This window comes from Streptomyces triticirhizae (assembly GCF_003696235.1).
Classification (GTDB): Bacteria; Actinomycetota; Actinomycetes; order Streptomycetales; family Streptomycetaceae; genus Streptomyces; species Streptomyces triticirhizae.
In genome coordinates this window covers 1-26696 of sequence record NZ_RFFJ01000071.1, presented here as the reverse complement: position 1 = coordinate 26696, position 26696 = coordinate 1, and the positions used below count along the sequence as shown (strand labels likewise).

The 26696-nt window shown below is 73.0% G+C and carries 25 protein-coding genes and 1 pseudogene; 15 read left to right on the top strand and 11 right to left on the bottom strand.

All coding sequences use genetic code 11. From position 1 onward, the window contains the following. Together EBN88_RS14675 and EBN88_RS14670 are read right to left on the bottom strand one after the other, a co-directional pair. Nucleotides 1–534 (bottom strand): hypothetical protein (locus EBN88_RS14675; RefSeq protein WP_233580675.1); only part of this gene is annotated, 534 nt, incomplete at its 3' end. Between the two features lie 264 nt (nt 535–798). Then, a complete protein-coding gene (locus EBN88_RS14670; protein ID WP_122184319.1) occupies nt 799–984 on the bottom strand; it encodes a hypothetical protein in 186 nt (61 codons plus the stop codon). 243 nt (nt 985–1227) lie between these two features. Here EBN88_RS14670 and EBN88_RS14665 point away from each other — a divergent pair, with 243 nt between their 5' ends. Beyond that, entirely contained in the window at nt 1228–2523 is a 1296-nt protein-coding gene (locus EBN88_RS14665) for a lipase (protein WP_233580674.1), read from the top strand. Nucleotides 2524–3139: 616 nt separating this feature from the next. Here the strand turns inward: EBN88_RS14665 and EBN88_RS14660 are convergent. Beyond that, nucleotides 3140–3622, bottom strand: coding sequence for a DUF4396 domain-containing protein (locus EBN88_RS14660; RefSeq protein WP_233580673.1), 483 nt, complete (start codon nt 3620–3622; stop codon nt 3140–3142). Nucleotides 3623–3766: 144 nt separating this feature from the next. On the opposite strand from EBN88_RS14660, the gene EBN88_RS14655 reads away from it, so the two are divergent. The 4 genes from EBN88_RS14655 (at nt 3767) to EBN88_RS14640 (ending at nt 8474) form a co-directional block, all read left to right on the top strand. After that, nucleotides 3767–4057, top strand: a complete 291-nt coding sequence (locus EBN88_RS14655) for a cation transporter (RefSeq protein ID WP_122184317.1) — start codon at nt 3767–3769, stop codon at nt 4055–4057. Between the two features lie 81 nt (nt 4058–4138). Further along, nucleotides 4139–5176 carry a hypothetical protein gene (locus EBN88_RS30565; RefSeq protein ID WP_158621374.1) on the top strand — a complete coding sequence of 346 codons (1038 nt, stop codon included), beginning with the start codon at nt 4139–4141 and terminating at the stop codon, nt 5174–5176. A 55-nt stretch (nt 5177–5231) separates the two neighbouring features. Continuing rightward, a complete protein-coding gene (locus EBN88_RS14645) occupies nt 5232–7541 on the top strand; it encodes a heavy metal translocating P-type ATPase (protein ID WP_122184316.1) in 2310 nt (769 codons plus the stop codon). A 108-nt stretch (nt 7542–7649) separates the two neighbouring features. Beyond that, nucleotides 7650–8474, top strand: a complete 825-nt coding sequence (locus tag EBN88_RS14640; RefSeq protein WP_122184315.1) for an NmrA family NAD(P)-binding protein — start codon at nt 7650–7652, stop codon at nt 8472–8474. 58 nt (nt 8475–8532) lie between these two features. Here EBN88_RS14640 and EBN88_RS31220 read toward each other — a convergent pair whose 3' ends face one another. Continuing rightward, complete coding sequence (locus EBN88_RS31220; RefSeq protein ID WP_199742362.1) at nt 8533–9393, bottom strand: excalibur calcium-binding domain-containing protein; 861 nt, start codon at nt 9391–9393, stop codon at nt 8533–8535. 404 nt (nt 9394–9797) lie between these two features. Between EBN88_RS31220 and EBN88_RS14620 the strand changes: the two genes are divergently transcribed. After that, on the top strand, nt 9798–10556 hold the full coding sequence (locus EBN88_RS14620) for an SIMPL domain-containing protein (protein WP_122184314.1): 759 nt from the start codon (nt 9798–9800) through the stop codon (nt 10554–10556). A gap of 53 nt (nt 10557–10609) precedes the next feature. Here EBN88_RS14620 and EBN88_RS14615 read toward each other — a convergent pair whose 3' ends face one another. After that, nucleotides 10610–11527, bottom strand: a complete 918-nt coding sequence (locus EBN88_RS14615) for a DUF6891 domain-containing protein (protein ID WP_122184313.1) — start codon at nt 11525–11527, stop codon at nt 10610–10612. A gap of 130 nt (nt 11528–11657) precedes the next feature. On the opposite strand from EBN88_RS14615, the gene EBN88_RS14610 reads away from it, so the two are divergent. Beyond that, the gene (locus EBN88_RS14610; protein ID WP_122184312.1) at nt 11658–14435 is read left to right on the top strand and encodes a P-loop NTPase fold protein; all 2778 of its coding nucleotides are present in this window, start codon (nt 11658–11660) and stop codon (nt 14433–14435) included. Between the two features lie 58 nt (nt 14436–14493). On the opposite strand, the gene EBN88_RS14605 is transcribed toward EBN88_RS14610, so the two are convergent. From EBN88_RS14605 to EBN88_RS14595, 3 genes are read right to left on the bottom strand one after another with little or no spacing between them, the layout of a single operon-like run. Then, on the bottom strand, nt 14494–14709 hold the full coding sequence (locus EBN88_RS14605) for a DUF397 domain-containing protein (protein WP_122184311.1): 216 nt from the start codon (nt 14707–14709) through the stop codon (nt 14494–14496). After that, on the bottom strand, nt 14706–14912 hold the full coding sequence (locus EBN88_RS14600; protein ID WP_122184310.1) for a DUF397 domain-containing protein: 207 nt from the start codon (nt 14910–14912) through the stop codon (nt 14706–14708). The genes EBN88_RS14605 and EBN88_RS14600 overlap by 4 nt, the downstream gene beginning before the upstream one ends. Further along, nucleotides 14909–15700 carry a helix-turn-helix domain-containing protein gene (locus EBN88_RS14595; protein ID WP_122184309.1) on the bottom strand — a complete coding sequence of 264 codons (792 nt, stop codon included), beginning with the start codon at nt 15698–15700 and terminating at the stop codon, nt 14909–14911. The genes EBN88_RS14600 and EBN88_RS14595 overlap by 4 nt, the downstream gene beginning before the upstream one ends. Nucleotides 15701–15833: 133 nt before the next feature. On the opposite strand from EBN88_RS14595, the gene EBN88_RS14590 reads away from it, so the two are divergent. The 4 genes from EBN88_RS14590 (at nt 15834) to EBN88_RS14575 (ending at nt 19366) form a co-directional block, all read left to right on the top strand. Beyond that, on the top strand, nt 15834–16229 hold the full coding sequence (locus EBN88_RS14590; protein ID WP_199742361.1) for a hypothetical protein: 396 nt from the start codon (nt 15834–15836) through the stop codon (nt 16227–16229). A gap of 83 nt (nt 16230–16312) precedes the next feature. After that, entirely contained in the window at nt 16313–17494 is a 1182-nt protein-coding gene (locus EBN88_RS14585; RefSeq protein ID WP_122184308.1) for a DUF262 domain-containing protein, read from the top strand. Next, nucleotides 17487–18497, top strand: coding sequence for an AAA family ATPase (locus tag EBN88_RS14580; RefSeq protein ID WP_122184307.1), 1011 nt, complete (start codon nt 17487–17489; stop codon nt 18495–18497). Before EBN88_RS14585 ends, EBN88_RS14580 begins: the two co-directional genes overlap by 8 nt. Then, a complete protein-coding gene (locus EBN88_RS14575) occupies nt 18494–19366 on the top strand; it encodes a hypothetical protein (protein ID WP_147472729.1) in 873 nt (290 codons plus the stop codon). Before EBN88_RS14580 ends, EBN88_RS14575 begins: the two co-directional genes overlap by 4 nt. Here the strand turns inward: EBN88_RS14575 and EBN88_RS14570 are convergent. After that, nucleotides 19275–19703 carry a nucleoside deaminase gene (locus tag EBN88_RS14570; protein WP_122184305.1) on the bottom strand — a complete coding sequence of 143 codons (429 nt, stop codon included), beginning with the start codon at nt 19701–19703 and terminating at the stop codon, nt 19275–19277. The two genes, EBN88_RS14575 and EBN88_RS14570, sit on opposite strands and share 92 nt — an antisense overlap. Before the next feature lie 152 nt (nt 19704–19855). After that, nucleotides 19856–20566 carry a sensor domain-containing protein gene (locus EBN88_RS14565; protein ID WP_122184304.1) on the bottom strand — a complete coding sequence of 237 codons (711 nt, stop codon included), beginning with the start codon at nt 20564–20566 and terminating at the stop codon, nt 19856–19858. Nucleotides 20567–20757: 191 nt separating this feature from the next. Here EBN88_RS14565 and EBN88_RS31860 point away from each other — a divergent pair, with 191 nt between their 5' ends. The 3 genes from EBN88_RS31860 (at nt 20758) to EBN88_RS14555 (ending at nt 23887) form a co-directional block, all read left to right on the top strand. After that, a complete protein-coding gene (locus EBN88_RS31860) occupies nt 20758–20856 on the top strand; it encodes an ester cyclase (RefSeq protein WP_147472728.1) in 99 nt (32 codons plus the stop codon). Nucleotides 20857–21013: 157 nt separating this feature from the next. Continuing rightward, entirely contained in the window at nt 21014–21325 is a 312-nt protein-coding gene (locus EBN88_RS14560) for a nuclear transport factor 2 family protein (RefSeq protein ID WP_122184303.1), read from the top strand. Between the two features lie 216 nt (nt 21326–21541). Next, the gene (locus EBN88_RS14555; RefSeq protein WP_233580671.1) at nt 21542–23887 is read left to right on the top strand and encodes a rhamnogalacturonan lyase; all 2346 of its coding nucleotides are present in this window, start codon (nt 21542–21544) and stop codon (nt 23885–23887) included. On the opposite strand, the gene EBN88_RS31855 is transcribed toward EBN88_RS14555, so the two are convergent. Then, complete coding sequence (locus EBN88_RS31855) at nt 23833–26214, bottom strand: terpene synthase family protein (RefSeq protein ID WP_233580670.1); 2382 nt, start codon at nt 26212–26214, stop codon at nt 23833–23835. The two genes, EBN88_RS14555 and EBN88_RS31855, sit on opposite strands and share 55 nt — an antisense overlap. A gap of 143 nt (nt 26215–26357) precedes the next feature. On the opposite strand from EBN88_RS31855, the pseudogene EBN88_RS30560 reads away from it, so the two are divergent. Then, a pseudogene (locus tag EBN88_RS30560) lies at nt 26358–26696 on the top strand (hypothetical protein); the annotation flags it as partial.

The window sequence follows — 26696 nt, the reverse complement described above, 5'->3', positions numbered from 1 at the left end:
GCGGTCGGGGACGTGCCGGCGGGGACGGCCGCTGGTGGTGAGGCCGGTCAGGGTCCAGGCGGTGACCGCGCCGTAGGCCGCGTGCGGCAGCAGGTCGCTCAGCCAGTCCGAGGCCGACCAGGTGCGCGGGTCGCTGATGCCCAGCGCGGCGATCGGCGCGTTGGCGCCGGCCAGCGCGCCGACGGTCGCCAGCACGGCGGTGGCCGTGGTGCCCGGGCGGCAGCCCGCCGCGCGGCCCAGGCCGAGGGCGGCGCCGACGCCGATGCCGGTGGCCAGCCCGAGGAGGGGGCCGAGCCCGGCGATCCGGTTGGTCCGCGCGGCGCCCTGCCCCGGCACGGGCACATGGGTCACCTCGGAGAGCCGCTCCACGCTCTCGCTCGGGGTGTCGCTGGCGCCGCGCCCGCGCACCACCATGTCCAGGTAACTGACGGCGTTGAGCGCGCTGGTGCCCGCCGCGCCGGCGGCGGCGCCGGCGAGCAGGCCGGCGACGGGCCCGAGGGGGCGGGAAGCCGAGTTTCGTCCGATTTGTGCCACGGGTCGAGGCTACGACGCCGAACGGAGGCGCGCGACGCGGCCACGCGCGCCGGGGTGTTGTCAGTGGCGGGTGCGAGGCTTGCCCCTGAGTCCCACCGGCCGGGTCCCTTCGGGCCGTGGGGAACGTTCGGCGCCCTCGGCGGTGTTGAGGAAGCCGGGCGGGGAGGGGCGGGAGCCGTTCGCCATGTCCACGGGGGGCGTGACGAGCGGGCCCCCGCCCCCTCCCCGGGGGCGGCCGCGCGTTCCCGGCCGGCGGCCGCCCGGTCAGTCCTGCCCGTGGTCGGGTGGCCGCCGCACCGGCAGTTCGCTGATGCCCAGGTCGCGGCGCATCACCTGGCGCACCTCGTGGATCCGCTCCGAGCCGCGCCGCATCAGCAGCTCCAGGGTCTCGCCCTCCCGGAGCGCCTCCCCCTCGCCCAGCACCCGGTGCACCCGGAAGAGCAGGTGCACCAGCCGGCCGGGCCGCCGCCAACACCTCGTCCGAGATGGCCAGTTGGGCGCCGGCGGCGCCGCTGCTCGGCGGCCGGCGGCTCGGCCGTTGGGGGCGCGCGGCGGCCCGGGGCAGTGGGCCCAGGGGGCGTCGCGGGGTGGGGGCAGCCCCCGCCCCGGGTGGTGCTGGGCCCACTGCGCCGGGCCGCCCCGACGACCAGGCTGGAGGCGGATCACTGGTGTGCGACACGGGAGTTGACGGGGATGCGCGGTTTCCACAGGGTGGGGACGAGGACCGGCAGGCGGGCCGCCGCCGGGGCCCTGGCGGCGGCGATCGCGGTGGCGCTGGTGGCGGCGGGCACGGCGCCCGCGCTCGCCGGGGCACAGCGGGAAACCGCGTTGGACGCGCGTGCCGAGGTCGCCCAACGGGACCACGCGCGCGGCGCGTTGCTCACCGCCGAGCCGTTCTTCTCGCTGGCCGGCGGGCGGGACGCGGCGGCCGAGCTGACGGCGTGGGGCTTCGACGCCCGGGCGGCGCGGCACGGGGTGGACGTCTGGCGCCTGACCTACCGAACGGTGGACGCCCACGGCCAACGCACCACCGCCAGCGGTCTGTTGGCGCTGCCGCGCACCCAGGACCGGCGGCTGCGGGTGGTGTCCTACGCGCACGGCACCGAGGTGCACCGGGGCTCCGCCCCCTCCGTGAACCGGGGCTTCGCCACCGCGCCCGTGGTCGCCTACGCCTCGGCCGGCTACGCCACCGTCGCGCCCGACTACCTGGGCATGGGCCTGGGGCCCGGGCCGCACCCGTGGATGGATGTGCCGTCGGAGACCACGGCCTCGCTCGATCTGCTGCGCGCCGCGCGGGAGTTCAGCGCCGGCGAGGGCCGGCAGCTGCGGCGCGAGGTGCTGGTGACCGGGTTCAGCCAGGGCGCGTCGGCTGCGCTCGGGCTGGGGCGTGCGCTCCAGGCGCGCGCCGACGGCTGGTTCCGGCTGGACGCGCTGGCGCCGGTCAGCGGCGCCTACGACTTCGCCGGCAGCCAGCTGCCCGCGCTGCTGGCGGGCGAGGTCGCGCCGGAGTGGGCCGTCGCCTACACCGCCTATCTGCTGGTGGCCTTCGACCGGTCGCACGACGTCTATGACGCGCCGGGCGACGTGTTCCGCGCGTCCTACGCGGAGACGGCCGAGGAGCTGTTCGACGGCGAGCACACCGGGCGGGAGGTGATGGCCGGCCTGCCGGGGAGCCTGCCGGAGCTGCTGACCGAGGAGGGGCTGGCGCTGCTGGCCGAGCCGAACGCGGAACTGGCGGGCGCGCTGGCCGAGTTGCACAGCGTCTGCGTCGACTGGGCGCCGCGCGCCCCGATCACCCTGTGGCAGGCCCGGGGCGACGAGCAGGCCGTCGACGCCAACACGGCGGCCTGCCTGGCCGCGCTCCGCGCGAACGGCGTGCGCGCCGGCGTGCGCGACCTGGGCCCGGTGGACCACGAGGGCTCGCCGCACATCGGCTCCCATGTGGCGGCGATCCCCGAGATCATCCGCTGGTTCGACCGCCTGGCCTGACCCGCGACCGCGCGGGCGCGGGGGAACGGGGCGGGCCGGCTGTGGGTGCGGGCCGGTGGGGGCGTGCGTAGCGCGCACCGGCTTCGCCGGCCTGTCCCGGCGCCCGGCCCGTCTCGGGGCCCGGCCTGTCCCGGCGCCCGGCCTGTCCCGGCGCCCGGCCCGTCTCGGGGCCCGGCCCGTCTCGGACGTGAGGACCACGCTGCCGCGCGAACAACGCCCGCCAGCTTGGCAGTCCGCGCGCCGTCGACTCCCGGGCGGCCGGGGGTGGGCGTTCAACGACCCGGCTCGTGGAGGCGCGCCCCCGCGAAGATCCGAACAGGACGGCCTGACCCGCGACCGTGCGGGCGCGGTGCGCGCCGACCTGGAGCCGGCCGATGTCGTGCGCTGATCACCGGCTGTCTCTCCCGAGGCGGGCAGGGCCCGGGTCCGCCGCGTGATCGTCGCCCTGGCGCCGGCCGGGCTGCGCCCGCCCACCGGGACCGGGGCCGACGGCGGCCGGCCGACGAACGGGCCGACGGCGACCGGCGGTCCCGCGCCCCCTCCCCGTTCCGCGCGGCCGTTCCCCGTTCCGCGCGGCCGTTCCCTCAGTGCCCCGTTCCCTCAGTGCCCCGTTCCTTCAGTGCCCGTGGTAGCGGTGCACCACCGCGTGCCCCCGGCCGCGTGCGATCAGGTGGCGGTTGACGGGGGCCGTCGCCACGAAGGCGATCGCGAAGGCGAGGGCCAGGGACCACCAGAAGAGCTGGTCGCTCAAGTGCGCGTCCATCGCGCCGGGGAGCAGCAACAGCACGGCGTTGTCGACCAGTTCCATGGTGGCGATGGAGAGGGTGTCGGCGGCGAGCGCGACGCCGAGCGCGGCCCTGAGCGCCAGGCCGACCCGCAGGACGGCGAAGAGCGTGAACGAGTAGCCGAAGACGAAGGCCAGGCCGATCGCCAGCAGCAGCGTCGGAACGGTGTGCCAGGCCAGCGCGGTGCCGATCGCCATGCCCAGCACCTCGCCGATGGCGCAGCCGGTCAGGCAGTGGGCGGTGGCCCGCAGCGCCGGCCGCCAGCCGGCGGGTGCGGCGGGGCCGGCGGGAACGTGGCCCTCGTGGTCTCCCATAGGGCGGGACCCTAGCCCGCCCCACATTCCCCCCGGGGGTATCTTGCCCTCGGGCGCGTCACGCTTGACTTATACCCCCCAGGGGTATTTTATGGGGAGCGTCGGAGACGCCCCGCCATCACCACCAGCGACAGGAGAACCGTCATGACCGCGCCCACCACCGGCAGCACCGGGACCGTCGAGGCCGTCTACACCGTCGAGGGCATGACCTGTGCCCACTGCGTCAGCGCCGTCACCGCCGAGGTCGGCGCGCTGTCCTCGGTCGGCGAGGTGACCGTTGACCTCGCCTCCGGCCGGATGCGGGTCGTCAGCGGCGAGCCGTTGGCCGACGCCGCCGTGGCGGAGGCCGTCGAGGAGGCGGGCTACCGGCTGGTGTCGACGCCGGCCGAGCCGGCGGCCGAGGCCGGCGGCTGCTGCGGCGGCGCCTGCCACTGACCCCGGCCGGATGCCCCCCACACCGACCAGCCGGCCGGCCGACCGACCAGCGGACCGCCCCGAACAGACAGGACACCCACCATGAACACAGCGACCAGGGTCGGCGCCTTCGGCGCGGGGGTCGCCCTCACCTTCGGCGCCGCGTTCGGCGTCGGCCAACTGGTCGGCCCGATCGGCGAGGAGCCCCGCCCCTCCCACGACGCCCACGGCGGCGACGGCGACGGCGGTGGTGATGGCGCCGGGCACGGCGGCCACGAGGGCCCGGCCGCCCCCGGCGGGCTCCAGATCTCGGAGCGCGGCTACACCCTCGTCCCGCCCACCGAGCCGCTGACCGCCGGCGAACGGACCGACCTCACCTTCCGGATCGAGGGTCCCGGGGGCGAGCCGCTCACCGCGTACCGGACCAGTCACGAGAAGGAGTTGCACCTGATCGTGGTCCGCCGGGACCTCACCGGCTTCCAGCACGTCCACCCGGAGCGCGGGCCCGACGGGACCTGGTCCGTTCCGATCACCCTCGAAGGGGCCGGCGCCTACCGGATGTTCGCCGACTTCCTGCCCGAGGGCGAGGAGAGCGGGCTCACCCTGGGCGCCGACCTGGCCGTGGCCGGGGAGCACACCCCCGAGCCGCTGCCGGAGCCGGCGGCGACGGACACGGTCGACGGCTACACCGTCGCCCTGGCCGCCGAGGGGCCGGTGCGGGCCGGCGCCGAGGCCGCGTTGACCCTGACCGTCAGCAGGGACGGCGAGCCGGTCACCGACCTGGAGCCGTATCTGGGGGCCTATGGCCACCTGGTCGCGCTGCGCGCCGGCGACCTCGGCTATCTCCATGTCCACCCGCAGGGCGAGCCGGGCGACGGCGTCACCCCGGCCGGGCCCGGGATCACCTTCCACACCACCGTGCCCAGCGAGGGGACATACCGCCTCTATCTGGACTTCCAGCACGGGGGCGAGGTGCGGACCGCCGAGTTCACCCTCCGCGTCGGCGCCGCCGACCACGACGACCCCGACCACGACGACCCCGACCACGACGACCCCGAACACGACGACCCCGAACAGGACGACGCCGAGCACGGAACCGACACCGCGCACGAGACCGACGACGCCGAGCACCGGCACTGAGAGCGGCGAGCAGGCCGCGCGCCCCGTCAACGCGGCACCCACGGAGGAACGGAACATGAGCACCGAGACCAGCGCGCCCGACGCCGGCACCGCCACCGACCAGGTGGAGCTGACCATCGGCGGCATGACCTGCGCCTCCTGCGCCGCCCGCGTCGAACGCAGGCTCAACAAGCTGGACGGCGTGACGGCCACGGTCAACTACGCCACCGAGAAGGCCAGGGTCGACTACCCGCAGGGCATGGCCGTCGAGGAGCTGATCGCCCAGGTCGAGGCCACCGGCTACACCGCCGAGCCACCCCCGCCGCCCCCCGATCCCGGCGGCGGGACCGTCCACCCCGCCGAGGCGGCGGCCGAGGCGGCCGAGGACGCCCGACTCCGCGCGCTGCGGGACCGGTTGGTCGTCTCGGCCGTGCTGACCGTGCCGGTGATCGCCCTCGCCATGGTGCCGGCCTGGCAGTTCACCAACTGGCAGTGGATCTCCCTGGCGTTGGCCTGGCCCGTGGTGGTCTGGGGCGCCTGGCCGTTCCACCGCGCCGCCTGGACCAACCTGCGGCACGGCGCCTCCACCATGGACACCCTGGTCTCGCTGGGCACGCTGGCCGCGTTGGGCTGGTCGCTCTACGCGCTGCTGTTCGGCACGGCGGGCGAGCCGGGGATGACCCACCCGTTCCGGTTCACGATCGAACGGACCGACGGCAGCGGCAACATCTATCTGGAGGCCGCCGCCGGGGTCACCACGTTCATCCTCGCCGGCCGCTACTTCGAGGCCCGCGCCAAGCGCCGCTCGGGCGCCGCGCTCCGCGCGCTGCTGGAGCTGGGCGCCCGCGACGTGGGCGTGCTGCGGAACGGCCGCGAGGAGCGGATTCCCGTGGAACGGCTGGCCGTCGGCGACACCTTCGTGGTGCGTCCCGGCGAGAAGATCGGCACCGACGGCGTGGTGGTCGAGGGCTCGTCGGCGGTGGACGCGTCGATGCTCACCGGCGAGTCGGTGCCGGTCGAGGTCGGCGTCGGCGACCCGGTCACCGGGGCGACGATCAACGCCGGCGGGCGCCTGGTGGTGCGCGCCACCCGGGTCGGCGCGGACACCCAACTGGCCCGGATGGCCCGGCTGGTGGAGGAGGCGCAGAACGGGAAGGCGCAGGTCCAGCGGCTCGCCGACCGGATCTCGGGGGTCTTCGTTCCGCTGGTGATCACGCTGGCCGCCGCGACGCTGGGCTTCTGGTGGGGGACGGGCGACGGGCTCTCGGCGGCGTTCACGGCGGCGGTCGCGGTGCTGATCATCGCCTGCCCGTGCGCCCTGGGCCTGGCCACGCCGACCGCGCTGCTGGTCGGCACCGGGCGCGGCGCCCAACTCGGCGTGCTGATCAGGGGTCCCGAGGTGCTGGAGTCCACGCGCCGGGTGGACACCGTGGTGTTGGACAAGACCGGCACGGTCACCGAGGGCCGGATGACACTGCTGTCGGTGGCGACCGCCGAGGGCGAGAACGAGGCCGAGGTGCTGCGGCTGGCGGGCGCGCTGGAGAACGCGTCCGAGCACCCGATCGCGCGGGCGGTCGCGGCCGAGGCGGCCGAGCGGACGGGCGCGCTGCCGACGCCGGAGGACTTCGCCAACGTGGCGGGGCTCGGCGTGCGGGGCGTCGTCGACGGGCACGCGGTGCTGGTCGGGCGGGAACGGCTGTTGGCCGACTGGGCGTTGACGCTGCCGCCCGAGCTGGAGCGGGCGCTGGCCGAGGCGTCGGCCGCAGGGCGCACGGCGGTCGCGGTGGCCTGGGACGGCGCGGCGCGCGGGGTGCTGGTGGTGGCGGACGCGATCAAGCCGACCTCGGCCCGCGCGGTCGCCGAGCTGCGTCAACTGGGCCTGACGCCCATGCTGTTGACCGGCGACAACGAACGGGTCGCGGCCTCGGTGGCGCGCGAGGTGGGCATCGAGGAGGCGCATGTGATCGCCGAGGTGATGCCCACCGAGAAGGCGGACGTGGTGGCCCGGCTGAAGGCCGAGGGCCGGGTGGTGGCGATGGTGGGCGACGGCGTCAACGACGCTGCGGCGCTGGCCACCGCCGACCTGGGTCTCGCGATGGGCACCGGCACGGATGTCGCCATCGAGGCGGCCGACCTGACGCTGGTCAGCGGCGACCTGCGGGCGGCGGGCGACGCGATCCGGCTCGCCCGGCGGACGCTGTCCACGATCAAGGGGAACCTGTTCTGGGCCTTCGCCTACAACGTGGCGGCGCTGCCGCTGGCGGCGGCCGGGCTGCTCAACCCGATGCTGGCGGGGGCGGCGATGGCGTTCTCCTCGGTGTTCGTGGTGAGCAACAGCCTGCGGCTGCGCGGCTTCCAGGCCACCCGCGCCGCCGCCGAGTCCTGAGCGGCGGGGCTGGGGGCCCGGGGGCCCGTTCCCTTGACCTCAAGTCTTGTTGAATTTCTAGGGTCGTCCTCGTCCGGCCCCGTTGGGGCCCGCGAGAGGAGCTTCGGCATGACTACGCTGGTGACGGGCGCGACCGGGAACACCGGCCGGCACGTGGTGGCGGAACTGGCCCGGCGCGGGGAGCGCGTTCGGGCCCTGACCCGGAACCCGGCCGGCGCCGCCGGGCGGTTCCCCGACGGGGTCAAGGTGGTGGCCGGCACCCACACGGCGCCCGCCGAACTGGGCGCGGCGCTCGACGGCGTCGACCGGCTGCACATCACGGTGACGGCCGGACTGGCCGAGGTCGGGCCGGAGTTGGTGCGGCGCGCGGTGGACGCGGGGGTGCGGCGGATCACCGTGCTGTGGGGCGGCTTCGTCGGCCCCGTCGAACAGGCCGTGGTGGACTCGGGCGTCGAGTGGGCGCGCCTGGAGGCGCAGGAGTTCATGGCCAACACGCTCACCTGGGCCGACTCCATCAGGGAGGAGGGGCTGGTGCGCGAGCCCTACGACATGGCCAGCGCGATGATCCACGAGGCCGACATCGGCGCGGTCGCCGCCGCCGTGCTCCTGGAGGACGGGCACGTGGGACGCGGTGACGCGGGGCGCGCGTTCAACCTGACCGGGCCCGAGTCGCTGACCCTCCGCGAGCGGCTGGGGTCGCTGGCCCGCGCGATCGGCCGGGAGATCACGTTCGTTCCCATCAGCCACGAGGCGGCGATCAGACGGCTGGCCGACACCGGAGTCTCCCGCGCGGACGCCGAGTTCGTCATCGGCTGGTACGCGAACCCGGGCGAGGCGGCGACGACCGTCGACCCCACGGTGGAGAAGATCCTCGGCCGCCCGGCCCGCACCTTCGCCGACTGGGTGGCCGAGCACGCGGACCGCTTCCGTTGAGGAACGCGGAGGGCGGGGGCCGCCCCGGCGGGGGGCGGGGCGGCACCCGGCCGCGCGCTCAGCTCTCGCAGCCCACGCCGTCGCCGTCCCGGTCGAGGTGCCGGCCGTAGCCGGGCTGGCCGGCGTAGATGGGCGCGGCGCCGGCGGCGCGGACCTCGGAGCAGTTGCGGTAGGAGACCGACCCGCCGGAGTCACCGCCGGAGTCACCGCCCGAACCGCCGGTCGTGGCACCCGGCTCCGGGTCGGGGTCGAGGTCGGGCTCGGGGTCAGGCTCCGGCTCGGGTTCCGGCTCCGGGTCGAGCCGGGCGTTGTCGGACCCCGGGCAGTCCGTGCCGGGTTCGACGAGGGAGAGCCGCGCCGACATGGTGTCCGCGTTGACGATCTCCTCACCCGCCGCCGGGAGTTGGAAGCAGACGAGCCAGTCGTCGTGCTCATCGGGCAGTTCGACGTCCCGGTAGGCGCCGCGCGCCTCGACCTCCGTCAGCCCCACCTCGGCCAGCCGCTCCACGGCCTCGGCGTGGGAGAGCGTGACCACGGACGGAACGGTCGGCGCCAACACGGCCAGCCCGTCGGCCGCCGGGCACGGGTCGCCCTCGCGCACGACGGCGAAGTCGATCGTTCCGCCCAGCGCGAGCGAGGCGCCGGCCTCGGGCGTCTGGAAGCAGACGGACCAGTTGCCGAGGGCGAACTGCTCCGCGTCGCCCTCGGTCGCGTCGTGCGAGGCGGTCGCGAAGCCGGCCGCCTCGGCGGCTTCGATGGCGACGGCGAGGTTCTGGCCGGCGAAGTCCGGGACCTCGCGCGGCTCCTCCTCGGCGTCGGCCGCCGCGACCTCCGCGTCGTCGGCGCGTTCCTCCTCGCCGGACTCGTCGGACGGGTTGGTGAACACGAACAACGCGAGCCAGAGGGCCGAAAGACCCATGGCCACGAACCTTCTCCGTCGCGGCCAACCGCTGCGCCAGGCCAGCCAGATGCCGACCGGCGGTAACACCACCAGCAGCAGAACGATCACGGCGGGGTGCCGCCACCGCGACGGCGGCCTCGCGGGCGACGGTCGCGGGACGGGCGGCGGGGCGGGTTCCGGGGTGATACGCATGGGCGTTGGGTGACCTTCCTGCTGCTCGGCGTGGCGAGGGGCTGGCACGCTACCGAGCATCGGACGACTCATCAGGAAGTTCGCCGAATCGTGCCCCGGGAGCCGCCCCACGGCACCGACACCCCAACTCCCCCACGCACCCGGCCCGGCCGCCGGTCCCGGGCCGCGTTGTCAGTGCCATCTCCTAGGCTGCGAGCGACCGTTGAGAAGGCACCCAGGGGGAGGACCTCATGACCACCACACCCGACGAAGCCGGCACCGGCGACTCCCAGGACGCGCCGCGGGCGAACGACGCGCCGCACGCGAACGGCGCCCCGCAGGGCGGCGGCGCTCCCCGGGTCGCGGTGCGCGGAGAGGCGCGGCTTGAGGTGGAGCCGGAGACGGCGCGGATAGGGGTCACCGTCGGCGCCAGGGGCGGCGACCGGCGGGCGGCGTTGAAGGACCTGACCAAGCGCAACAACGCGGTCCTCGAACTCCTCAGGTCCTACGGCGAGTCCGTGGAGCGGATCGAGACCGGCGCGTTCAGCATCAGCCCCGAGCTGAAGACCGGGCGCGGGGAGCGGGTGCGGGCGTACCACGGGAAGGTCCATGTCCAGGCGGTGTTCGGCGACTTCACCGCGCTCGGCGAGGTGACCACCCGCCTCGCCAACCTGGATCTGACCAGCGTCGCCGGCCCGTGGTGGGCGCTGCGCCCGGACTCGCCCGTGCATCGGCGGGCCCGGCAGGAGGCCGTGCGGCAGGCGGTCGTCCGGGCCAGGGAGTACGCGGAGGCGGTAGGCGCCGAGCTGGCCGGGCTGATCGACATCGCCGACGTGGGCACCGACTGGATGGAGCCCGAGGTCGCCCGGGGCACAGCCGCCCCGGCCGGGTACGGCGCGGCGCCCGGCGCGCCAGCCGCCGCGCCCCCCGCGCTGGACCTGGAGCCGCGTCGGCAGACGGTCTACGCCCGGATCAACGCGAGGTTCACCATCACCCAGCCGGTGCTCTGAACGGGCCGCCGGAGCCGCCGCCCTCCCCGGCGAGGGCGGCGTCGGTGAGCGGCTCAGCCCACCAGCCGGCGGCGCCAGTCCAACCCCGTGACCGCGATCGCGGCGGACGGCGAGCCGTTCCACTCCACGGTCAGCCCCACCTCGGTCAACGCCGCCACCACCTCGCGCCCGACCGCCGCCGCCGTCTCCTCCGACCCGTCGAACCCGCCGAAGTACAGCGGCAGGCTCCCGCCCGCGACGGCGCTCTCCGTGCTCTGCTGGTGGAAGTAGACGAAGCCCCGCGCGTCCGGCGGGCTGACCCCGGCGATCTCCGCGTTGCCGCAGTTGCGGCAGCACGTGAAGTGCTGCCTCGCGGTGATCCCGCCGAACGCCAGCTTCCAGAAGGCCCGTTCGATCCGGTCCGGGTCCGTCTCACCCTCCCACTCGGCCTGCTCGGCGACCCGCTCCAGCCACAGCCGGTCCGCCAACGCCCGCGCCTGCGGCCGGGAGACCGGCCGTTCACCGTCCTTGATCAGGTGGTCCTGGGCTATCTGCGCCAGTTCGTCCCGGTCGACGTAGCCGTACCGCAGCGTCTCGCGCAGCCGCCGTTCCAACGCCGCCACGTCCTCGGCGGGCAGATCCAGCGGCGGCACCTCCGGCACCGGCGGCAACTCGACGCGCTCCCATTCCAGTTCGGCCGCCCAGTCGGCGTCCCGCCGCGCCCACCCGGTCAGCGCCACGGCCAGCGACTCGGCCGAGCCGAGCCGCGTGCGGACATGCGTCTCGGGCCCGCCGTTCCGGTGCTCCAACTCGAAGTCGCCGGCGCCCTCCCGCCACACCTGCGCGAACTCGTCCGGCAGGTCCGGCACCCGCCGCACCACCAGGAACCGGTTCCCGTCGTTCCCAAGACCGCGCAACAGCCACGCCAACGTCCCGCCCACCGGCCGGACATACCGTTCCCCGCGCTCCGTGCGCACCGTGATCTCCAGCATGGCCCCACTCTGCCACCGCCCCCGCCACCCCATGTCACGGAACGGTCCCGACCCGGCACCGGCCCGTTACGAGCCCGAGGCGACGCGCCATGCTGAACCCGTGGTCGGCTGACAGGGAGGCGGCGGAACGATGGCGGGCGCGGACGACGACGAACTGCCGGTGACACTGCCCGCCGGCTCCCGGCCCGGCCAGCAGGTCAGTTGGCCCATCGCGAAGGTCGCGGAGATCTACCGGGAGTCCGTCGACCACGCGCTCGCCTCTCCCTCGATAGCCCGCCGCCTCGACGCGCGCCCAGGCGTCACCACCCAGGACATCCACGCCCGGATGCTCCGCCACGAGAACGTCCAGGCGGCGATCAAGCCCTGTCGCATCCGCTACGAGTACTACCTCCGGGCCGTGAAGGTGCGCGAGTGGACGCTGGCCCGGCGGAACGAGCACGCGCGCCTGGCGCGTTGGAGCGCCCGCGCCGCGCTGGCGCTCGTGCTGCTTCTCGTCCCCACCCCCGTGGTCCTGGTGGTGCGCGCCCCGGCGCTCGCCGCCTGGCTCACGCCCCTGGTCGCCCTCCTGCTCGCCGTCCTGCTGCTGACCGACGTCCGCGCCAGGGCCCGCCTCCGCCGCTGGGCGCTGCTGGCCTACTACGCGCTGGCCACCGAGGTGTGGGAACTCGCCGCCGAGCCCCTCGGCCGGAGATGGGGCAACGCCCAGGCGCTCGGCACCGCGCCCGTGGTGCGCCGGGTGGTGGACGAACTGCTCGGCGAGGACCGGGACGCCCTGCTGCTGCCCGACAGCACCGAGGGGCTCCGCTCCCCCGGGAGCGACGGCTACCACGTCGACAACCGCCCGCTGGCCCAACTCCGCCGCAAGATCGACCAGATCGACGGCGGCGCCATCGCCGTCAGCGGCCCGCGTGGCGCCGGCAAGACCACCCTGCTGGAGAACGCGGTCCGGCCGGACGACTTCACCGTCGTCACCCACGCGCCCGCGACGTACGCGCCGCACGACTTCCTGCTGTCCCTCTTCGTCGCGGTCTGCGAGGGCTACCTCCGCCACGAGGGTCAGCAGGTCCCGAACTTCGCCCGGCTGCCCCGCCGCGCTCTGCGCGGGTTGCGGCGGCCGCTGACCAGGGGCGTCCGCTGGTTCGGCTACGCGCTGCCGGCGGCGGCGCTGGTCGTCGTGGGCCTGTTCGCCACGGCGCGCTCCCTGCGACAGACACACGGCGGAACGGTCGAACGGTGGGCCGACGACCTCGGCCGGCACCTCGGCGACTGGGGCCTCGACGCCTGGCACGGCAGGAGCGTCGGCGCGGCCCTCGCCATCACCGGCGTCGGCGTGGTGCTGTGGGCGCTGCGCCGGGCGACATGGTTCACCGCCGCGCTGCCGACCGCCCTTCGCGTGCTGGCCCGCGTGACCGGAACCGCGCTGGTGGCCGGCGCCGTTCTCTCACTCCCGCTCGACCCGGAGATCCGGCGCCACGCGGCGGACTTCTACCTGGACAGCGCGCCGGCCGGCCTGCTGGTGGTGCCCGCCGTCGTGGTGTTGAGCGCCCTCGTCGGCGACTTCATCGACAGCCTGACCACCTGGTACCGAACCCGAGGGGTGTGGCTGGGGGTCGTCGTCGTCGGCGCGCCGATCGCCTGGGGCGTCACCCTGGCCGCGCTGGTGGGGCTTCTCGCCACCGACGCCGGCCGGGACCTGCTCACCGACCCGTCGAACCCGACGCGCCTCCTCGCCGTCCTCACCGGCCTGGCCCTGTGGCGCCTCGCCGCCCGCCCCTGGCGCGCGGCCCGCCCGGAGTCCGACCTCCCCAGCCGCTGCCGGGACCAGCTCTACCGGCTCCAGACCGCGCAGACCACGACCGCCGCCACCAACCTCGGCGGAACGGCGGCCCCGCTGCTCACCCTCGGCGCCTCGGGCACCGCCACCCTCGCCACCGTTCCGCCCAACTATCCCGTGCTGGTGGCCGACTTCAAGCGGCTGCTCGGCGACATCGCCGCCGAGCTGGCGCGCCGCGACCAGCGGACCGTCGTCGTCATCGACGAGGTGGACCGGTTGGGCTCCGCCGAACAGGCGCTGGCGTTCCTGCGGGAGATCAAGGCCGTGCTCGGCGTACCCCGGGTGCACTTCCTGCTCTCCGTGGCCGACGACGTGGGCGCCGCGTTCGTCCGACGCGGCCTGCCGCACCGGGACGTCACGGACAGCTCGCTCGACGACATCGTGCACGTGGGTCCCGCGACCCTCGCCGAGTCCACCGCGCTGCTGACGAAGCGCGCGCCCGGGATCTCCGACCCCTATGTGCTGCTCGCCCACGCGCTCTCGGGCGGGCTGCCCCGCGACCTGATCCGCTACGCCCGCCGCCTGCTGGAGATCCAGGACGCCACCGAACAGCTCGAACTCCCCGACATCGCGCGGGCGATGATCCTGGAGGAGGTGCACGAGACGCTCGACGGGTTCCACAACCTCCTTGCCAGGCAACGGTGGACGCCCGAAACCAGCACGGTGCTCGTCGCGTTCCGCGACCTGATGGGCCACCTGCGCACGGCGTGCACCTGCTGCCCCGGGCGGGCGGCGGCGCTGGAGGCCGCCCTCACCCACTTCGCGACGCGGCCGGCACCCGCCGGCGACGACGCGCGCGTGCTGCTCGACGAGGCGGCCGTCTACGCGTACTTCTCGCTGACGCTGCTGGAGGTCTTCGGCCGCCCCGGCTTCACCACCCGCCGCGAGGTGGCCGCGCTACGCGGCGCCGACGGCGACCCCGAAACGCTCGCGGACGCGCGCCGCGAGTTGGCGGTGTCGCCGTACAGCGCGCGCCCGTTGCTGGACGCGGTCCGCAGGGCCTGGACCCTCACGATCCCGCTGGCGGACGGGACCGCGCCCCCGCCCCCGCGCAGCGTCCCGTGCCGGGGCTGAGGCGTGCCCGCGAGGCGGGGCGACGGTTCTGGTGTCCGTCGGGAAGTGAACAGTTCGTTCAACGACCCCGGGGTGGGGCCGGCCGCTCCAGATCGTCGAGGAACGCACCCCAGGCGGCGGCCGAAAACCGAAGCGCCGGCCCCTCCGGCCGCTTCGAATCCCGAACGGGAACCCCCGCCGGATGCCCGTCCTGTACCTCCAGGCAGTTGTCAGCGTTGGGGCTGCTGTAGGAGGACTTACGCCAGCCGCGCGACGCGGTATCCAACGGAGTCACCCCTTCGCGAGATCGAGGAACGCACCCCAGGCGGCGGCCGAAAACCGAAGCGCCGGCCCCTCCGGCCGCTTCGAATCCCGAACGGGAACCCCCGCCGGATGCCCATCCCACACCTCCAGACAGTTGTCAGCGTTCGGCCCGCTGTAGGAGGACTTACGCCAGCCGCGCGATGGGGCGACGTCGGGGATGGTGCGGTCAGTCATGGGGTTACGTGGTCCTTCGCGATGGCCCTCATCAGGGCAACGGAGTCTTCCTGGGGCAGGGCTTCGCCCAATGCCAAATCGTAGATGGCCTGGAGGCGTTCGACCACGGCCGGAGCATCGTGCAACCGGCCAAAGGCATGGCCCTCGCTGTAGGCACAGGGAGGCTGATCCTCGAACCACATCAACGACAGTGTGCCTTCCATCAGCTCATAGGCGCTCTTGAGCGGCATCACATGGGTCCTGATCCGCCCGGCCTCGGTCAACCGCACCAGATGATCGATCTGTTCGGCCATCACCTCGGGTCCGCCCACGACACGGCGTAGCGCCGCCTCGTCGATGAGAGCCCAGAGTACGGGCGTCACCGGGTCGTCGAGGAGCCGGGAGCGTTCCACTCGTGCGACAACCCGCCGGTCACGCTCCTCCTCCCCCACCGGGGGGAACGCCGACCCCAGAACCGCACGCGCGTAAGCCTCGGTCTGGAGCAGTCCCGGGATATAGGAGATCGCGAACTCGCGGATCATCGTGGCCTGTTGTTGCAGCGCCCGCACTGGCTCGAAGTAGTCGGCGAGGCCGCCCTCGTCCGCCCTCGGCAGGAACGTGCTCAGCACATCGCCCGTGTTCAGCGCCTTGTCGAGGCGGCGCGCGTCCTCCGGGGAGGGGACTCTCCGCCCGGCCTCGATATGGGAGATGTGCGAGCGGGTCATGATCGCCCGTTCGGCCAGCTCCTGTTGCGTCAGGCCGGCGCCCTCGCGTCGGCTCCTCAACCACTCCCCATAGGTGTTGCTCATCGTTGCCTCTCCCGCGACGGGTCAGCTGTCACCCGCTACTCCCTGGCGAGACTAGTTCCGCTGGTCTCAGGCTGTGAGGGGTTCGCTACACATCGGCCGCAACTGGCCGTCCTTGAGTCGAGGAGTGCACAACATGATCGTTATCGACCAGAAGCCCGCCCGCCTGCTGCCCTGGAGCGACGACCAGGGCCGGCCCTGCTACCTCGCCGGCAACGGCGGAGGACGGGTCACCGAGTACGCCAACGCGCTGGAGCGTGAGCAAATGCTCTACGCCGAGGCCGTGTTGGGCCTCTCCGCCGACACGATCGACGACACCGACGCCACCCGCGAGGACCTGCTCGACCTCAGCACCTGCCTCACCGCCGCCCTCCGCGACGTCCACCGCATCGCCCGCAGCCGGGGCGAGCAGCTGGACTACTACACCGAGTTGGCGGCCCAGGCGGAGAAGCCGGAGGACGCGGAGGAGGAGTGGGAGGACGAGAACGACGAGGAGAGCGGGGCCGAGGACCGGGCCGAGAAGGAGATCTGAACCGGCCAAGGCCGCTTTCCCCGGCTCGGCGCATACGATGCTTAGCTGGCAGCGCGGCGATGGCGGCAAGGAACGGTGAGTCGATGCGTGACGGAGCGACGGTGCCCCAGGACGGGCATCCCTCCAACGACCTTCCGGTTGAGCTGGACGACGCCGGTTTCAGTACTGATGTCGAGATGGAGGACGTCGGGGAACGCATCGACACGCCGTTCAACCCCGAGCTGATCGAGGTCCAGACCCGCAATCCTACGGTTTCCCTCCTCCTGAAACGCATTCGGCGGGGAACACTGGATCTGGCTCCGGACTTCCAACGCCGAGCCGGTATCTGGAACCAGAAAGCGCAGAGCCGACTGATCGAGTCGCTACTCCTTCGCATCACGCTGCCGACGCTCTACGCGGCGGAGGGCGAGGACGACACCTGGGCAGTGGTCGACGGAATTCAACGACTTTCCACCATCGCCCGGTTCGTCGCCCCCGAGGCCATCGACAACGAGCCGCTGCGACTGACGGATCTCGAATACCTCACCGAGTTCAACGGTGCGACGTTCTCCGACCTCCCGGGGCGCCTTCAGACACGCATAGAGGAGACCGAGCTGGTGGTGCACCTCATCCGTCGAGGAACACCGGAAGAGGTCAAGTTCAACATCTTCGCCCGCATCAACACCGGTGGGCGGGCCCTGAGCCACCAGGAACTTCGTCACGCCCTTGTTCCTGGGCCGGCGCGCGGCTTCCTCGCCGAACTGGCGGCATCGGAGGAGTTCAAGACGGCGACCCTGGGCACCGTTTCCCCGGATCGCATGGCGGACCGCGAGATGTGCCTGCGCTTTCTGGCGTTCGTCCTGACTCCGCCTCAGTCCTACACGGGCGGCGACCTGGACGATTTCCTGAGAAAGGCCATGCACCGGATCAATGCGATGAGCGACCGGGACAGGGAGCGGCTCGCCACCCAGTTCCGCCAGGCCATGGACGACAGTCGCGCCGTTTTCGGCGACAGCGCGTTCCGGAAGATTTTCCGCCACAGCACCAGACGGTCCCCGGTGAACAAGGCGCTCTTCGAGGCTCAGTCGGTGACGCTGTCACGCTACTTCTCGGAAGATGTCGCCGAACTCAGTCGCCGGAGGATCAGGGTTGCCGGAAGTTACCTTTCCCTGATGGAGGACCCACAGTTCCTCAACTCGGTCTCCGCAGGCACCGGCGACGTCCGCAAGGTGCGCTTGCGCTTCGAGTCAATCGACCACATGCTGCGGGAAGTTCTCGATGATTAGAGGGATTGGTCTCACCAACTTCAAGGCATTCCGCCGACAGGACATCGACCTCGCCCCGTTCACCCTCCTCACCGGGCTGAACTCCTCGGGCAAGAGCACCGTTCTCCAGGCTCTGGCGCTGCTGCGACAGTCCCATGAGGCGGGCGTGCTGGACGACGGCCCGGAAGAGTCAGGTCTGCTGCTCAACGGCGAGTTGGTCCAGCTGGGGACCGGACAGGACGTGCGCCACGAGGCATACCCCAAGGACGCTCCGGACATCGGCATCTCCCTCCTGTCGGAGTCTGGCGAGGACGTCGCCGTCGCTTCCGTGCGTGCGGTCTACGGCCCCGAGGACGACCTGCTCAGACTGACCTCGTTCCACCACCATGCGCATCTGTCGGCCCTCTTCCGGCATGGATTCCAGTATCTCAGAGCCGATCGCATCGTCCCCGAGCTGAGCTATCCACGTTCGCACCACGCCGTCGTGCGGCGTGGTTCTCTCGGCGCCCGGGGCGAGCACACGGTCAACTACCTGCGCGTTTACCAGGATGACGAGGTGTGTCCCGCCCTCCGGCATCCCTCGACGGACTCCGGAACCCTGCTCAACCAGGCCGACGCGTGGATGCGGCAGCTCTGCCCCGGAGTCAGCCTTCAGGCCATCGGCATCGACGGCACCGACAGCGTCCGGCTCAGCTACGGCTTCGGCTCGGGTGTCAACGCCTCGAACCGGTACCGGCCCACCAATGTCGGTTTCGGTCTGACCTATGCGCTGCCCATCGTTGTCGCCTGTCTGACCGCAGGGCCAGGCTCGCTCATCCTGCTGGAGAACCCCGAGGCGCATCTCCATCCGCAGGGACAGACCTCGCTGGCCTACCTCGCGACAGCCGCCGTCGCCGCCGGCGGACAGCTCATCGTGGAGACGCATTCCGACCACGTCCTCAATGGCCTGCGGCTCTCGGTCAAGAGGGGGCACATCCCGGCTGCGCGTCGGGCGCCACCCCGGCGGAGGTGGCCGAGGCGATGAACGAGTTCGTCGCGGTACTGCAAGAGGCACGCACCTGGCGCGAGATAGCCCTGATCACCCAGAGCCCGCTCAACCGATCCGAGTTGGCCCGAGGCCACGTCTACCAGCAGTGGGCGGCCGACAACCGCCATCGCACGCAGCGCCAGTTCATCAAGGCGCTGCGCAACCGCTCCCCGTTCGCCGACGTGTTGGCGCGGCGGCCCGCGACCGAGGAGGTCGAATGCGAGTACGCGGGCGAGCCTGCGGAGGGCATCGGCGCGGCCCACCTCATGGGCGGGCTCTGCGTGAGCCTCCCGGTGGCGACCGCCTGGCACCGGTCCTGGCTCGAAGCGGACTTTCGCGTGCTGGCCGAGAACGACCGGGGCGAGCCGGAGATCCGCGAGACGACCGAATCCGTGCGCCACGCCTCGCGCACCATCGATCTCAAGCCACACGAAGCGTGGGGGCGGGCCAGCGGACTGGGGGCCGTGCTCTCCGCCGCCCAACTGTGGGACGGGCGAGCCGACTTCTTTCCCTCACTCCGATTCCTGCCCCGCGTGAAGCAGGATCTGGACGCGCTGCAACTCCCGGCCCTCATCCAGGTGCGCACGCTGCTCGAACGCCTGGAGCGATCCGCCGCCGGCTGGGACCCGAGCCAGGAGCCCATTCCCGCCTGGCAGGGCGCGAAGATCACGCCGGAACACGCCCAGCGCAGTCGCCTGTGCCACTTCACCGACACGCGGGGCGAGGACCACTGCTACGGACTGGCACGGACGCTTCACCCCGGGCGCCGGCGGCTCACGCGCCCCAGCCCTCGATCGGGACGCGGGCCTCCTCCAGCAGGTGCGGGCCGTCGAGTTGGAGGGCGGGGGGCGCGAACGGCGGGGTGAGGGCGCGCAGTTGCTCGGTGGAGAGCGCGTAGACGACGCGCCCCAGCCCCGAGCGCTCGATCGCGCCGGCGCACATCCCGCAGGGCTGGCAGCTGGTGTACATCGTGGTGGCGGCGGCCGTCGAGGCGTCGAGTTCGCGGCCGGCCCAGACGGCCAGCTTCAGCTCGGGGTGGAGGCTGATGTCCCGCTCGGTGACGGTGGTGTTGCGCTCCTCCGCCAGCACCGTTCCGCCGGGTCCGACGAGCAGCGAGCCGAACGGCGGGTTCCCGCCGGCGCGGGCCTCGGCCGCCAGGCCGATGGCGCGGCGGAGGAAGGACGTCTCATGGGCATCGATCATCGGTTCGGCTCCCGGGAGTTGGGGGACGCCCGGCGGGTGACAACGCCGTAGTCGCCCCCGGCGGAACCGTGCGCCCGCCCACCGTAGGCCGGGCACGGCGCCCGACGAAGGCGACGCGACGAGACGGGGGGTGACCCCGGGAAGGAACCGGTTCACGCGGTGCCCAGCACCGCCCGGGTCAGCCGGAGGTGGCCGCGCAGCAGCACGCCAGCGGTCAGCAGCCCCACCAGCAGGAACCCCGTGCCGGTCAGCGCGGCGAGGTTGGCGGAGGCCTGGTCGTTGACCGGAACGAACGCGTACCAGTGGGTGCCGTCCGCGTCGTGGATCGGCTCCCAGACGCCCGCCGCCAGCACATAGCCCCACACCCCGTGGCTGATCAGGCCCACCGGCAGCAGGGCGGTGACCACCCCGGCGGTCATGTCGACGAGCAGCCACCACAGTTGACGCCAGCTGGCCGGGTCCCCCAGCAGCGCCAGCGTCCTGGCCGGCGCCGGCGCTCCCCGCACCCAGTCGTCCCGCCGCGCCGGCGGCACGGGCAGCCCGCCCCACCGGGCGACCAGGGAACGCCGCCAGTCGGCGAAGCTCGCGATCCAGCCAAAGACCACCGGCGTCGTGAAGAGACCGATCCCGACCGGAATCAGCGAGATCGAGACCACCGCCAGGCAGAACAACGGCACCGAGACGAACAGCCCCGCCAGCGCGACCCCGAGCCCGCGCCACGGCGCCCGCGCCGTCGCCGCGCCCCACCCCTCGCGGGACACGGCCCCGCGCTCCCCGTCCCGGGCCGCGAGGCCCCGGCCGCCGCCGGCCACAACGCCCGCGTCCCCGTGCGCCGTTGTCCGCTCCAGCACCTCGGTCGCCATGTCGTCCCCGCCTTCCCGTCCGCTCCGAGCACCCGCCGCGCCCGCCTTCGCTGTCAGGAACGATCCTTCCGGCCCGGCCCGCCACGGACAGCCCGTCCACCCACCCGAGCGGGGTGTACCCCGCACCACCCCGCCCGGGGGGAGCCAGACGCCCGAGGGCCCGGCCCGGGTCGCCTCGTTATCGTGGCCGGATGAGCGCGCTGACCGAGTACATCGACGCCTGGGAGGCGGGCGACCCGGCACGCGTCGCCGACGCCGTCGCCGAGGACTGCGTCATCACGGAGTGTTAGGTCGTGTCCGCATAGTCTCGTCGGATCAGCCCGCGGCTCCCCCAGGCCCTCGAGGGCCTGGGAGGTGCCCCCATGACGCGGTGCATCGCAAGGCACCGGATCGCAGCTCATACTTGGCCGTATTCGCGCGATTCGGTAACGCAGCGAGGTGCCGTGTATGGCGTCGCGGGCCCGACGAGACTGTGCGGACACGGCCTGGGGGCCCGTCTACCACGGTTGCGACACGGTGCGGCGCTGGGCGCGGAAGTGGTTCGCCGACGGCGGCGTCGTGCACCGCTGGGCGGTCACCGACCACTTCGTCGCGCGCGACCGCGAGGTCGCGCAGTGGACGTTCGAGTGCACCTGGCAGGGCGACCGCACCGCCTTCGACGGCGCGACGGTCGCCCGGGTCGCCGACGGCCGGGTCGTCGAGCTGCGCGAGTACCAGACCACCGCCCCGCTCTACGACTGGCAGGGCACCTGGCGCTGAGGCCCAGGGAACGCCCCGGGGCAAACGTTCCGTGACCGGACCCTTGACGGGCTCCGGGGTGCGCTCATAGCGTCGCGGCCACCCGCTTCATTGAAACGCTTCACATGACGGCAACGGGCGCCGCCGCCAGCCCCGTTCGAGTGCCCGCGCACCCAACTCTCCCCGCCCTCTCCTTCCGAAAATGAATCGACTCAACTCCGCCAGGAGGAGCCGCACATGAGACCGCCAAGCCCAACACCAGCCCTCAGACGAACCACCACCACCCGCCGCGCCGGCGTCGCGCTGTTGGCCGCCGCGCTGCTCACCACCGGGATGGCGAGCGGCGCGCCCGGCGCGCTGGCGGACGACGCCGCCGCCTCGGCGCGCGGCGGGGGCCACGACCAGCACCGTGGTCCTGAACTGGAGGCGTTGGATCGTGGGTTGGTGGCGGTGGCCAGTGGGGAGGGGGTGTTTCTGAGTTGGCGGCTGTTGGGTCAGGAGGCGGACGGGCACTCCGAAACCGGGCTGACCGGTGTGGACTTCCGTGTCTACCGGGATGGCCGGCCGATCGCGACGGTGACGGACTCCACCAACTTCCTTGATCCGGACGGCACCACCGACTCCTCCTACCGGGTCGCCGCCCTGGTCGACGGGCGCGAGCAGCGGCCCAGTCGGGCCGTCACGGCGGCGGGTGAGGGGTTCCATGAGATCCCGCTGCGACGCCCCGAGGGCGGGGTGACCCCGGCGGGGGAGGAGTACACCTACTCCGCCAACGACATGAGCGTCGGGGACGTCGACGGCGACGGCGCGTACGAGTACGTCGTCAAATGGGACCCCTCCAACTCCAAGGACGTCTCCCAGGTCGGCTACACCGGCAACGTCTACCTGGACACCTACGAGTTGGACGGCACCCTGCTGCACCGGGTCGACCTCGGGGTCAACGTCCGCGCCGGCGCGCACTACACCCAGTTCCTGGTCTATGACTTCGACGGCAACGGCCGGGCGGAGATCATGTTCAAGACCGCGCCGGGCACCACCATCACCCGCTACAACGACCGTGGCCGACCCACCTCAACCCGCCCCATCACCCTCCCCCGCGAGGACATCCGCGCCGGCATCCGCCACAGCGACGACTACCGCCTCTCCGCCGAGGACTACTACCAGCACCTGGTCGGCATGTTCCAGGACTGGTCCGACCACCCCGAGGTGACGGCCGGGAACTGGCCCGCCACCATCGAGGAAGCCCTCGGCACCGACCCCACCTACGACTACCCGCTCAACCGCGCGGACGCCGAAGCGTTGGCCGACTACTTCATCGACACCTACGCCCCCGCCCGCTCCGAACGCAACCAACTGCGCGCCTTCGAAGGCTTCATCCTCGACGGACCCGAGTACCTGACCGTCATCGACGGCCGAACGGGCGCCGAGCGGGACACCGTCCGCTACTGGCCCGACCGCGACGACGACGGCCTGCTGTGGGGCGACTACGCCATGTCCCGCATCGAACCCGGCAACCGCGTCGACCGCTTCCTGGCCACCGTCGCCTACCTCGATGGCCACACCCCCGCCGCCGTCTTCGCCCGCGGCTACTACACCCGCACCACCCTGGCCGCCTACCACTACGACGGCCACCGCATCCGCACCCAGTGGACCATCGACTCCGGCCACGCCCCCATGACCAACCCCTTCAACGACTCCCCCCACGGCCGCGACGGCACCCACCCCGAATACGGCACCCTCACCACCCAGGGCTTCCACTCCCTCTCCTCCGCCGACATCGACCACGACGGCCGCCAGGAGATCATCTACGGCTCCGCCACCCTCGACGACAACGGCGACCTCCTCTACTCCTCCACCGCACCCCTCCCACCCCAATCCCCCACCCCCGGCGACACCGCCAAACTCGGCCACGGCGACGCCATGCACGTCACCGACATCGACCCCACCAACCCAGGACTGGAGATCCTGACCGTCCACGAGGGCGGCCCGGGCGCGCCGTACGGGCACGCGCTGCGGGACGCCGAGACCGGCGAGGTGCTCTACGGCACCTACACCGGAGTCGACACCGGGCGCGGGATGATCGGCGAGATCGACCCCGAGCAGCCGGGACTTGAGACCTGGGGCTCCAACGGGGTCGGGCTGTGGACCGCCGGCGGCGAGCGGCGGGGCGACGCGACGCCGGGCACCAACGCCAGCATCCGGTTCGCCGCCGAGCCGACCACCCAGCTGGTCAACGGCGCGGAGAGCGCGACCCCGACCATCGACGACTGGCAGCGCGGCACGCTGCTGACCGCCGAGGGCACCCGCACCAACAACGGCACCAAGGGCAACCCCTCGCTGGTCGCGGACATCCACGGCGACTGGCGGGAGGAGATGCTGGTGCGGACCGAGGACAGCTCGGCGATCCGGATCTACACCAGCACCGAGGTCACCGACCACAAGCTGTACACCCTGATGCACGACCCGCAGTACCGCGTCGAGGTCGCCCGCCAGCAGACGACCTACAACCAGCCGTCGTATCCCAGCTTCTATCTGGCCACCGACATGGACTGGGCCAACGTCCCGCTGCCCGGGAGGCGTTGAGCCGCCGCGTTCTCCACACCAGGTGGCGCCCCCGTCCGGAGACCATGGACGGGGGCGCCGGCTTGTTGGGGCGGCCGGGCCGCCGTGGTGCCGATGCCGCGCGGGCCGCGCAGCCGGCGCAGGTCGGCCTCGCCGTAGCGGTGGCAGTCCCGGTGCCAGCGCAGGATGCCGGCGAGCCAGTTCTCCAGCTCCTTCACATAGCCGGCGAGCACCGCGCGCGCATCGTCGTCGAGCCCGAAGTCATCGTAGAGAACGGGCAGTTCGTGGGCGGCCACATGCTGGAACTGGCGCATCCTGCCCTTCATCAGGTCGTGCAGGACGGCGAGACCGGTGGGGTAGTCGGCGTTCAGGAAGTTCTGCACCACCAGCACCCCGTTGTGCAGCTCGCCCTCGAACTCGACCTCCTTCTGGTAGGAGAAGACGTCGTTGAGCAGCGCCGCGTAGTCGGCGGCCGCGTTCTCCAGGGAACGCAGGGGTCCGCTGCGGTAGACCTCGGGCGGCACGGTGCGGCCGTGGCCGATGCGGCAGAGGCTCATGGTGAGGTCCGAGCCGAAGGTGGCGCGGCGCATCTCGATGTAGTCGACGGGGTCGGGGACGCGGTTGAACGCCTGGTTCTCCAGCTCCCACACCCAACTGGCCGTCATGGTCTCGATGGTGGTGCGGAAGGCGCGTCGCGCCTCGACGTCCATGGGCCCCGCCGTCCGCGCCCACAGGTCGGCCAGGGAACGTTCGAGCGCGTCGAGCGGAACGGCGGACGGTTCGCCGTCCACCGGCATCAGCCCGGGGAGGCGCGCGACGCGGGCGCGGGCGCCGGCGAGGTCGCGGGCGCGGCCGAAGACGGCGGGGAAGTAGTCGTCGCCGTAGGTGCCCCAGGTGAGCCAGCAGGAGCTGAGGTCGAGTTCGTCCTCGGTGGCGTCGGGGTGGATGCCGGCGGCGCAGAGCGGGAAGTCGAAGGCGACCAGGTCGGCCTCGTCCCAGATGTGGGAGGCGGGCTGGCCGGGTTGGGGCAGCAGCAGGCCCTGTTGGTGGGCCCAGGCGACGACATGGCGCCGGGCGCGGTCGAGGTGCGGGCTGAGCCGGACCTCGAACGGCATCTCGAAGTCGGGGAGTTGGGAGGGCCCGACGGGGTGCGGCAGGTGGCTGAACGTGCGCAGCCGCCGTTCCCCGAGCCGGGTCAGCGCGGCGGGACTGGCCGAGGCGGCGGCCCGGCCGAGCGCGGCGGGGAGGGCCGAAGCGGCGGCCCGGCCGAGCGCGGCGGCCGAGGTGCCGAGCCCGGTCGGCCCGAGCGGGAGCGGGAACGAGCCGCCGGGCAGCGGCGGGGCGTCCCGGTCGTCGACGACGCCCTCGTTCATGTAGCGGCTGGAGCGCAGATGCCACTCGTGGCCGCCGGACTGCCAGTCCTGGAGGCCCTTGACATAGGCGAGAAGGGCGAGCTGTTCGGCCGGGTCGAGCCCGGACTCGGCGGCGAGCGTGGGCAGTTCGGTGAGCGTGGTGTGCTCGAACTGCTGGAGCCGCGAGGTCAGCAGGTCGTTGACGGCGTCGGCGGCCTGCTGGGTGGTGCAGCCGAGGAAGGTCTCCCACACCAGCACGCCGTTGCTCAGCTCGCCCTCCTCCTCGGTCTCCCGCTGGTAGGAGAAGAGGTCGTTCCTCAGGTGCACGCCGTCCGAGAAGGTGTCGCGCAGCACGCGGAGCGGGCGGCTCGCGGCGACCCGCGCGGGGACCTCGGCGCCGGCCGCGTACTCCACCAGCCCGGCGGACCAGGGCGCTCCGCCGACCTTGCGGCGCATCTCGATGTACTCGACGGGGTTGGGAACGCGGCCCGCGTTGATGTTGGACAGCTCCCAGAGGGACTCGTTGAGCAGGTGTTCGGTGCTCTCGGCGAAGCGGGCGCGCCAGGCGGCGGACATCGCGGGCGTGGTGCGGGCCCAGAGATCGGCGAGCCCGGCCTCAACGGGGTTGCTGGGCGCGGGGGTCGGGGCGTCGTCCAGGGGCATGAACGCGGGGAGCCGGTCCAGGTACGCCTTGCCGCCGGCGCGGTCCTGGGAGCGCTTGAAGGTCTCCAGGAAGTGGTCGTCGAAGAAGAAGACCCACACGTACCAGTCGGTGACCACGTTCAACCGCTCGGCGTCGGCGTCGGGGTGGGTGTAGGCACAGAGCAGCGCGTAGTCGTGGTCGGCGAGGTCGCGTTCGGTCCAGATGCCGGAGCCCTCCAGCATCCCCATCCGGCGGGCCCACGCGGTGGCGTGCGATCTGGCCTGCTCCAGATGGGGGTTGAGCCGCGCGGGGTGCGGCAGGTAGAAGTCCGGCAGTGCGAACGGCTGTGCCATGGCGGTGTCTTCTCTGTTGGCTGCTCGGGTCGCCCGATCGGCAGACAGCCCTACCCCGGGGTTCCGGGAACTACCCGGCCCCCAGATAAGTCACATGATGTGCCCGCAGGGGGCGAGGGATCGGGGAACGGGGGCCGGCAGGCATGGAGTTGACGCGTTACGCGGAGAAGCGCTCGTGGAATCCGCTGAGTCCGTCCGTCACGCTGACCGAACACGAACTGCGGCTGGGCGGGCGGCGCCTGCCGTTGACCGGGCTGCGGCTGGTGGCCATCGCCGAGGCGTGGCTGCGCGGCGCCTGGCTGGGCGGCGGCGGCAGCGAACGGCCGCTGGCCGGGCTGCCGGCCGGGCGCGGCACGGTGCCGGTGATCCGGGTCAGCGGCTCGGCGCAGCCGCTGAAGGTGCGGGAGGCGGCCCGGTTCGCCGCCGCGCTGGGCGAGTTGGCGGTGCGGCACTGCGGCGGTGCCGAGGCCGTGCGGGAGGCG

Coding starts and splice junctions, on each gene's coding strand:
- EBN88_RS14560 (WP_122184303.1), top strand. CDS start 21,014: ATGGCGTCGCGGGCCCGACGAGACTGTGCGGACACGGCCTGGGGGCCC.
- EBN88_RS14580 (WP_122184307.1), top strand. CDS start 17,487: ATGATTAGAGGGATTGGTCTCACCAACTTCAAGGCATTCCGCCGACAG.
- EBN88_RS14620 (WP_122184314.1), top strand. CDS start 9,798: ATGACCACCACACCCGACGAAGCCGGCACCGGCGACTCCCAGGACGCG.
- EBN88_RS30565 (WP_158621374.1), top strand. CDS start 4,139: ATGAACACAGCGACCAGGGTCGGCGCCTTCGGCGCGGGGGTCGCCCTC.
- EBN88_RS14645 (WP_122184316.1), top strand. CDS start 5,232: ATGAGCACCGAGACCAGCGCGCCCGACGCCGGCACCGCCACCGACCAG.
- EBN88_RS31860 (WP_147472728.1), top strand. CDS start 20,758: ATGAGCGCGCTGACCGAGTACATCGACGCCTGGGAGGCGGGCGACCCG.
- EBN88_RS14640 (WP_122184315.1), top strand. CDS start 7,650: ATGACTACGCTGGTGACGGGCGCGACCGGGAACACCGGCCGGCACGTG.
- EBN88_RS14660 (WP_233580673.1), bottom strand. CDS start 3,622: ATGGGAGACCACGAGGGCCACGTTCCCGCCGGCCCCGCCGCACCCGCC.
- EBN88_RS14595 (WP_122184309.1), bottom strand. CDS start 15,700: ATGAGCAACACCTATGGGGAGTGGTTGAGGAGCCGACGCGAGGGCGCC.
- EBN88_RS31220 (WP_199742362.1), bottom strand. CDS start 9,393: ATGGGTCTTTCGGCCCTCTGGCTCGCGTTGTTCGTGTTCACCAACCCG.
- EBN88_RS14555 (WP_233580671.1), top strand. CDS start 21,542: ATGAGACCGCCAAGCCCAACACCAGCCCTCAGACGAACCACCACCACC.
- EBN88_RS14575 (WP_147472729.1), top strand. CDS start 18,494: ATGAACGAGTTCGTCGCGGTACTGCAAGAGGCACGCACCTGGCGCGAG.
- EBN88_RS14585 (WP_122184308.1), top strand. CDS start 16,313: ATGCGTGACGGAGCGACGGTGCCCCAGGACGGGCATCCCTCCAACGAC.
- EBN88_RS14590 (WP_199742361.1), top strand. CDS start 15,834: ATGATCGTTATCGACCAGAAGCCCGCCCGCCTGCTGCCCTGGAGCGAC.
- EBN88_RS14665 (WP_233580674.1), top strand. CDS start 1,228: ATGCGCGGTTTCCACAGGGTGGGGACGAGGACCGGCAGGCGGGCCGCC.
- EBN88_RS14565 (WP_122184304.1), bottom strand. CDS start 20,566: ATGGCGACCGAGGTGCTGGAGCGGACAACGGCGCACGGGGACGCGGGC.
- EBN88_RS14610 (WP_122184312.1), top strand. CDS start 11,658: ATGGCGGGCGCGGACGACGACGAACTGCCGGTGACACTGCCCGCCGGC.
- EBN88_RS14655 (WP_122184317.1), top strand. CDS start 3,767: ATGACCGCGCCCACCACCGGCAGCACCGGGACCGTCGAGGCCGTCTAC.
- EBN88_RS31855 (WP_233580670.1), bottom strand. CDS start 26,214: ATGGCACAGCCGTTCGCACTGCCGGACTTCTACCTGCCGCACCCCGCG.
- EBN88_RS14570 (WP_122184305.1), bottom strand. CDS start 19,703: ATGATCGATGCCCATGAGACGTCCTTCCTCCGCCGCGCCATCGGCCTG.
- EBN88_RS14615 (WP_122184313.1), bottom strand. CDS start 11,527: ATGCTGGAGATCACGGTGCGCACGGAGCGCGGGGAACGGTATGTCCGG.
- EBN88_RS14600 (WP_122184310.1), bottom strand. CDS start 14,912: ATGACTGACCGCACCATCCCCGACGTCGCCCCATCGCGCGGCTGGCGT.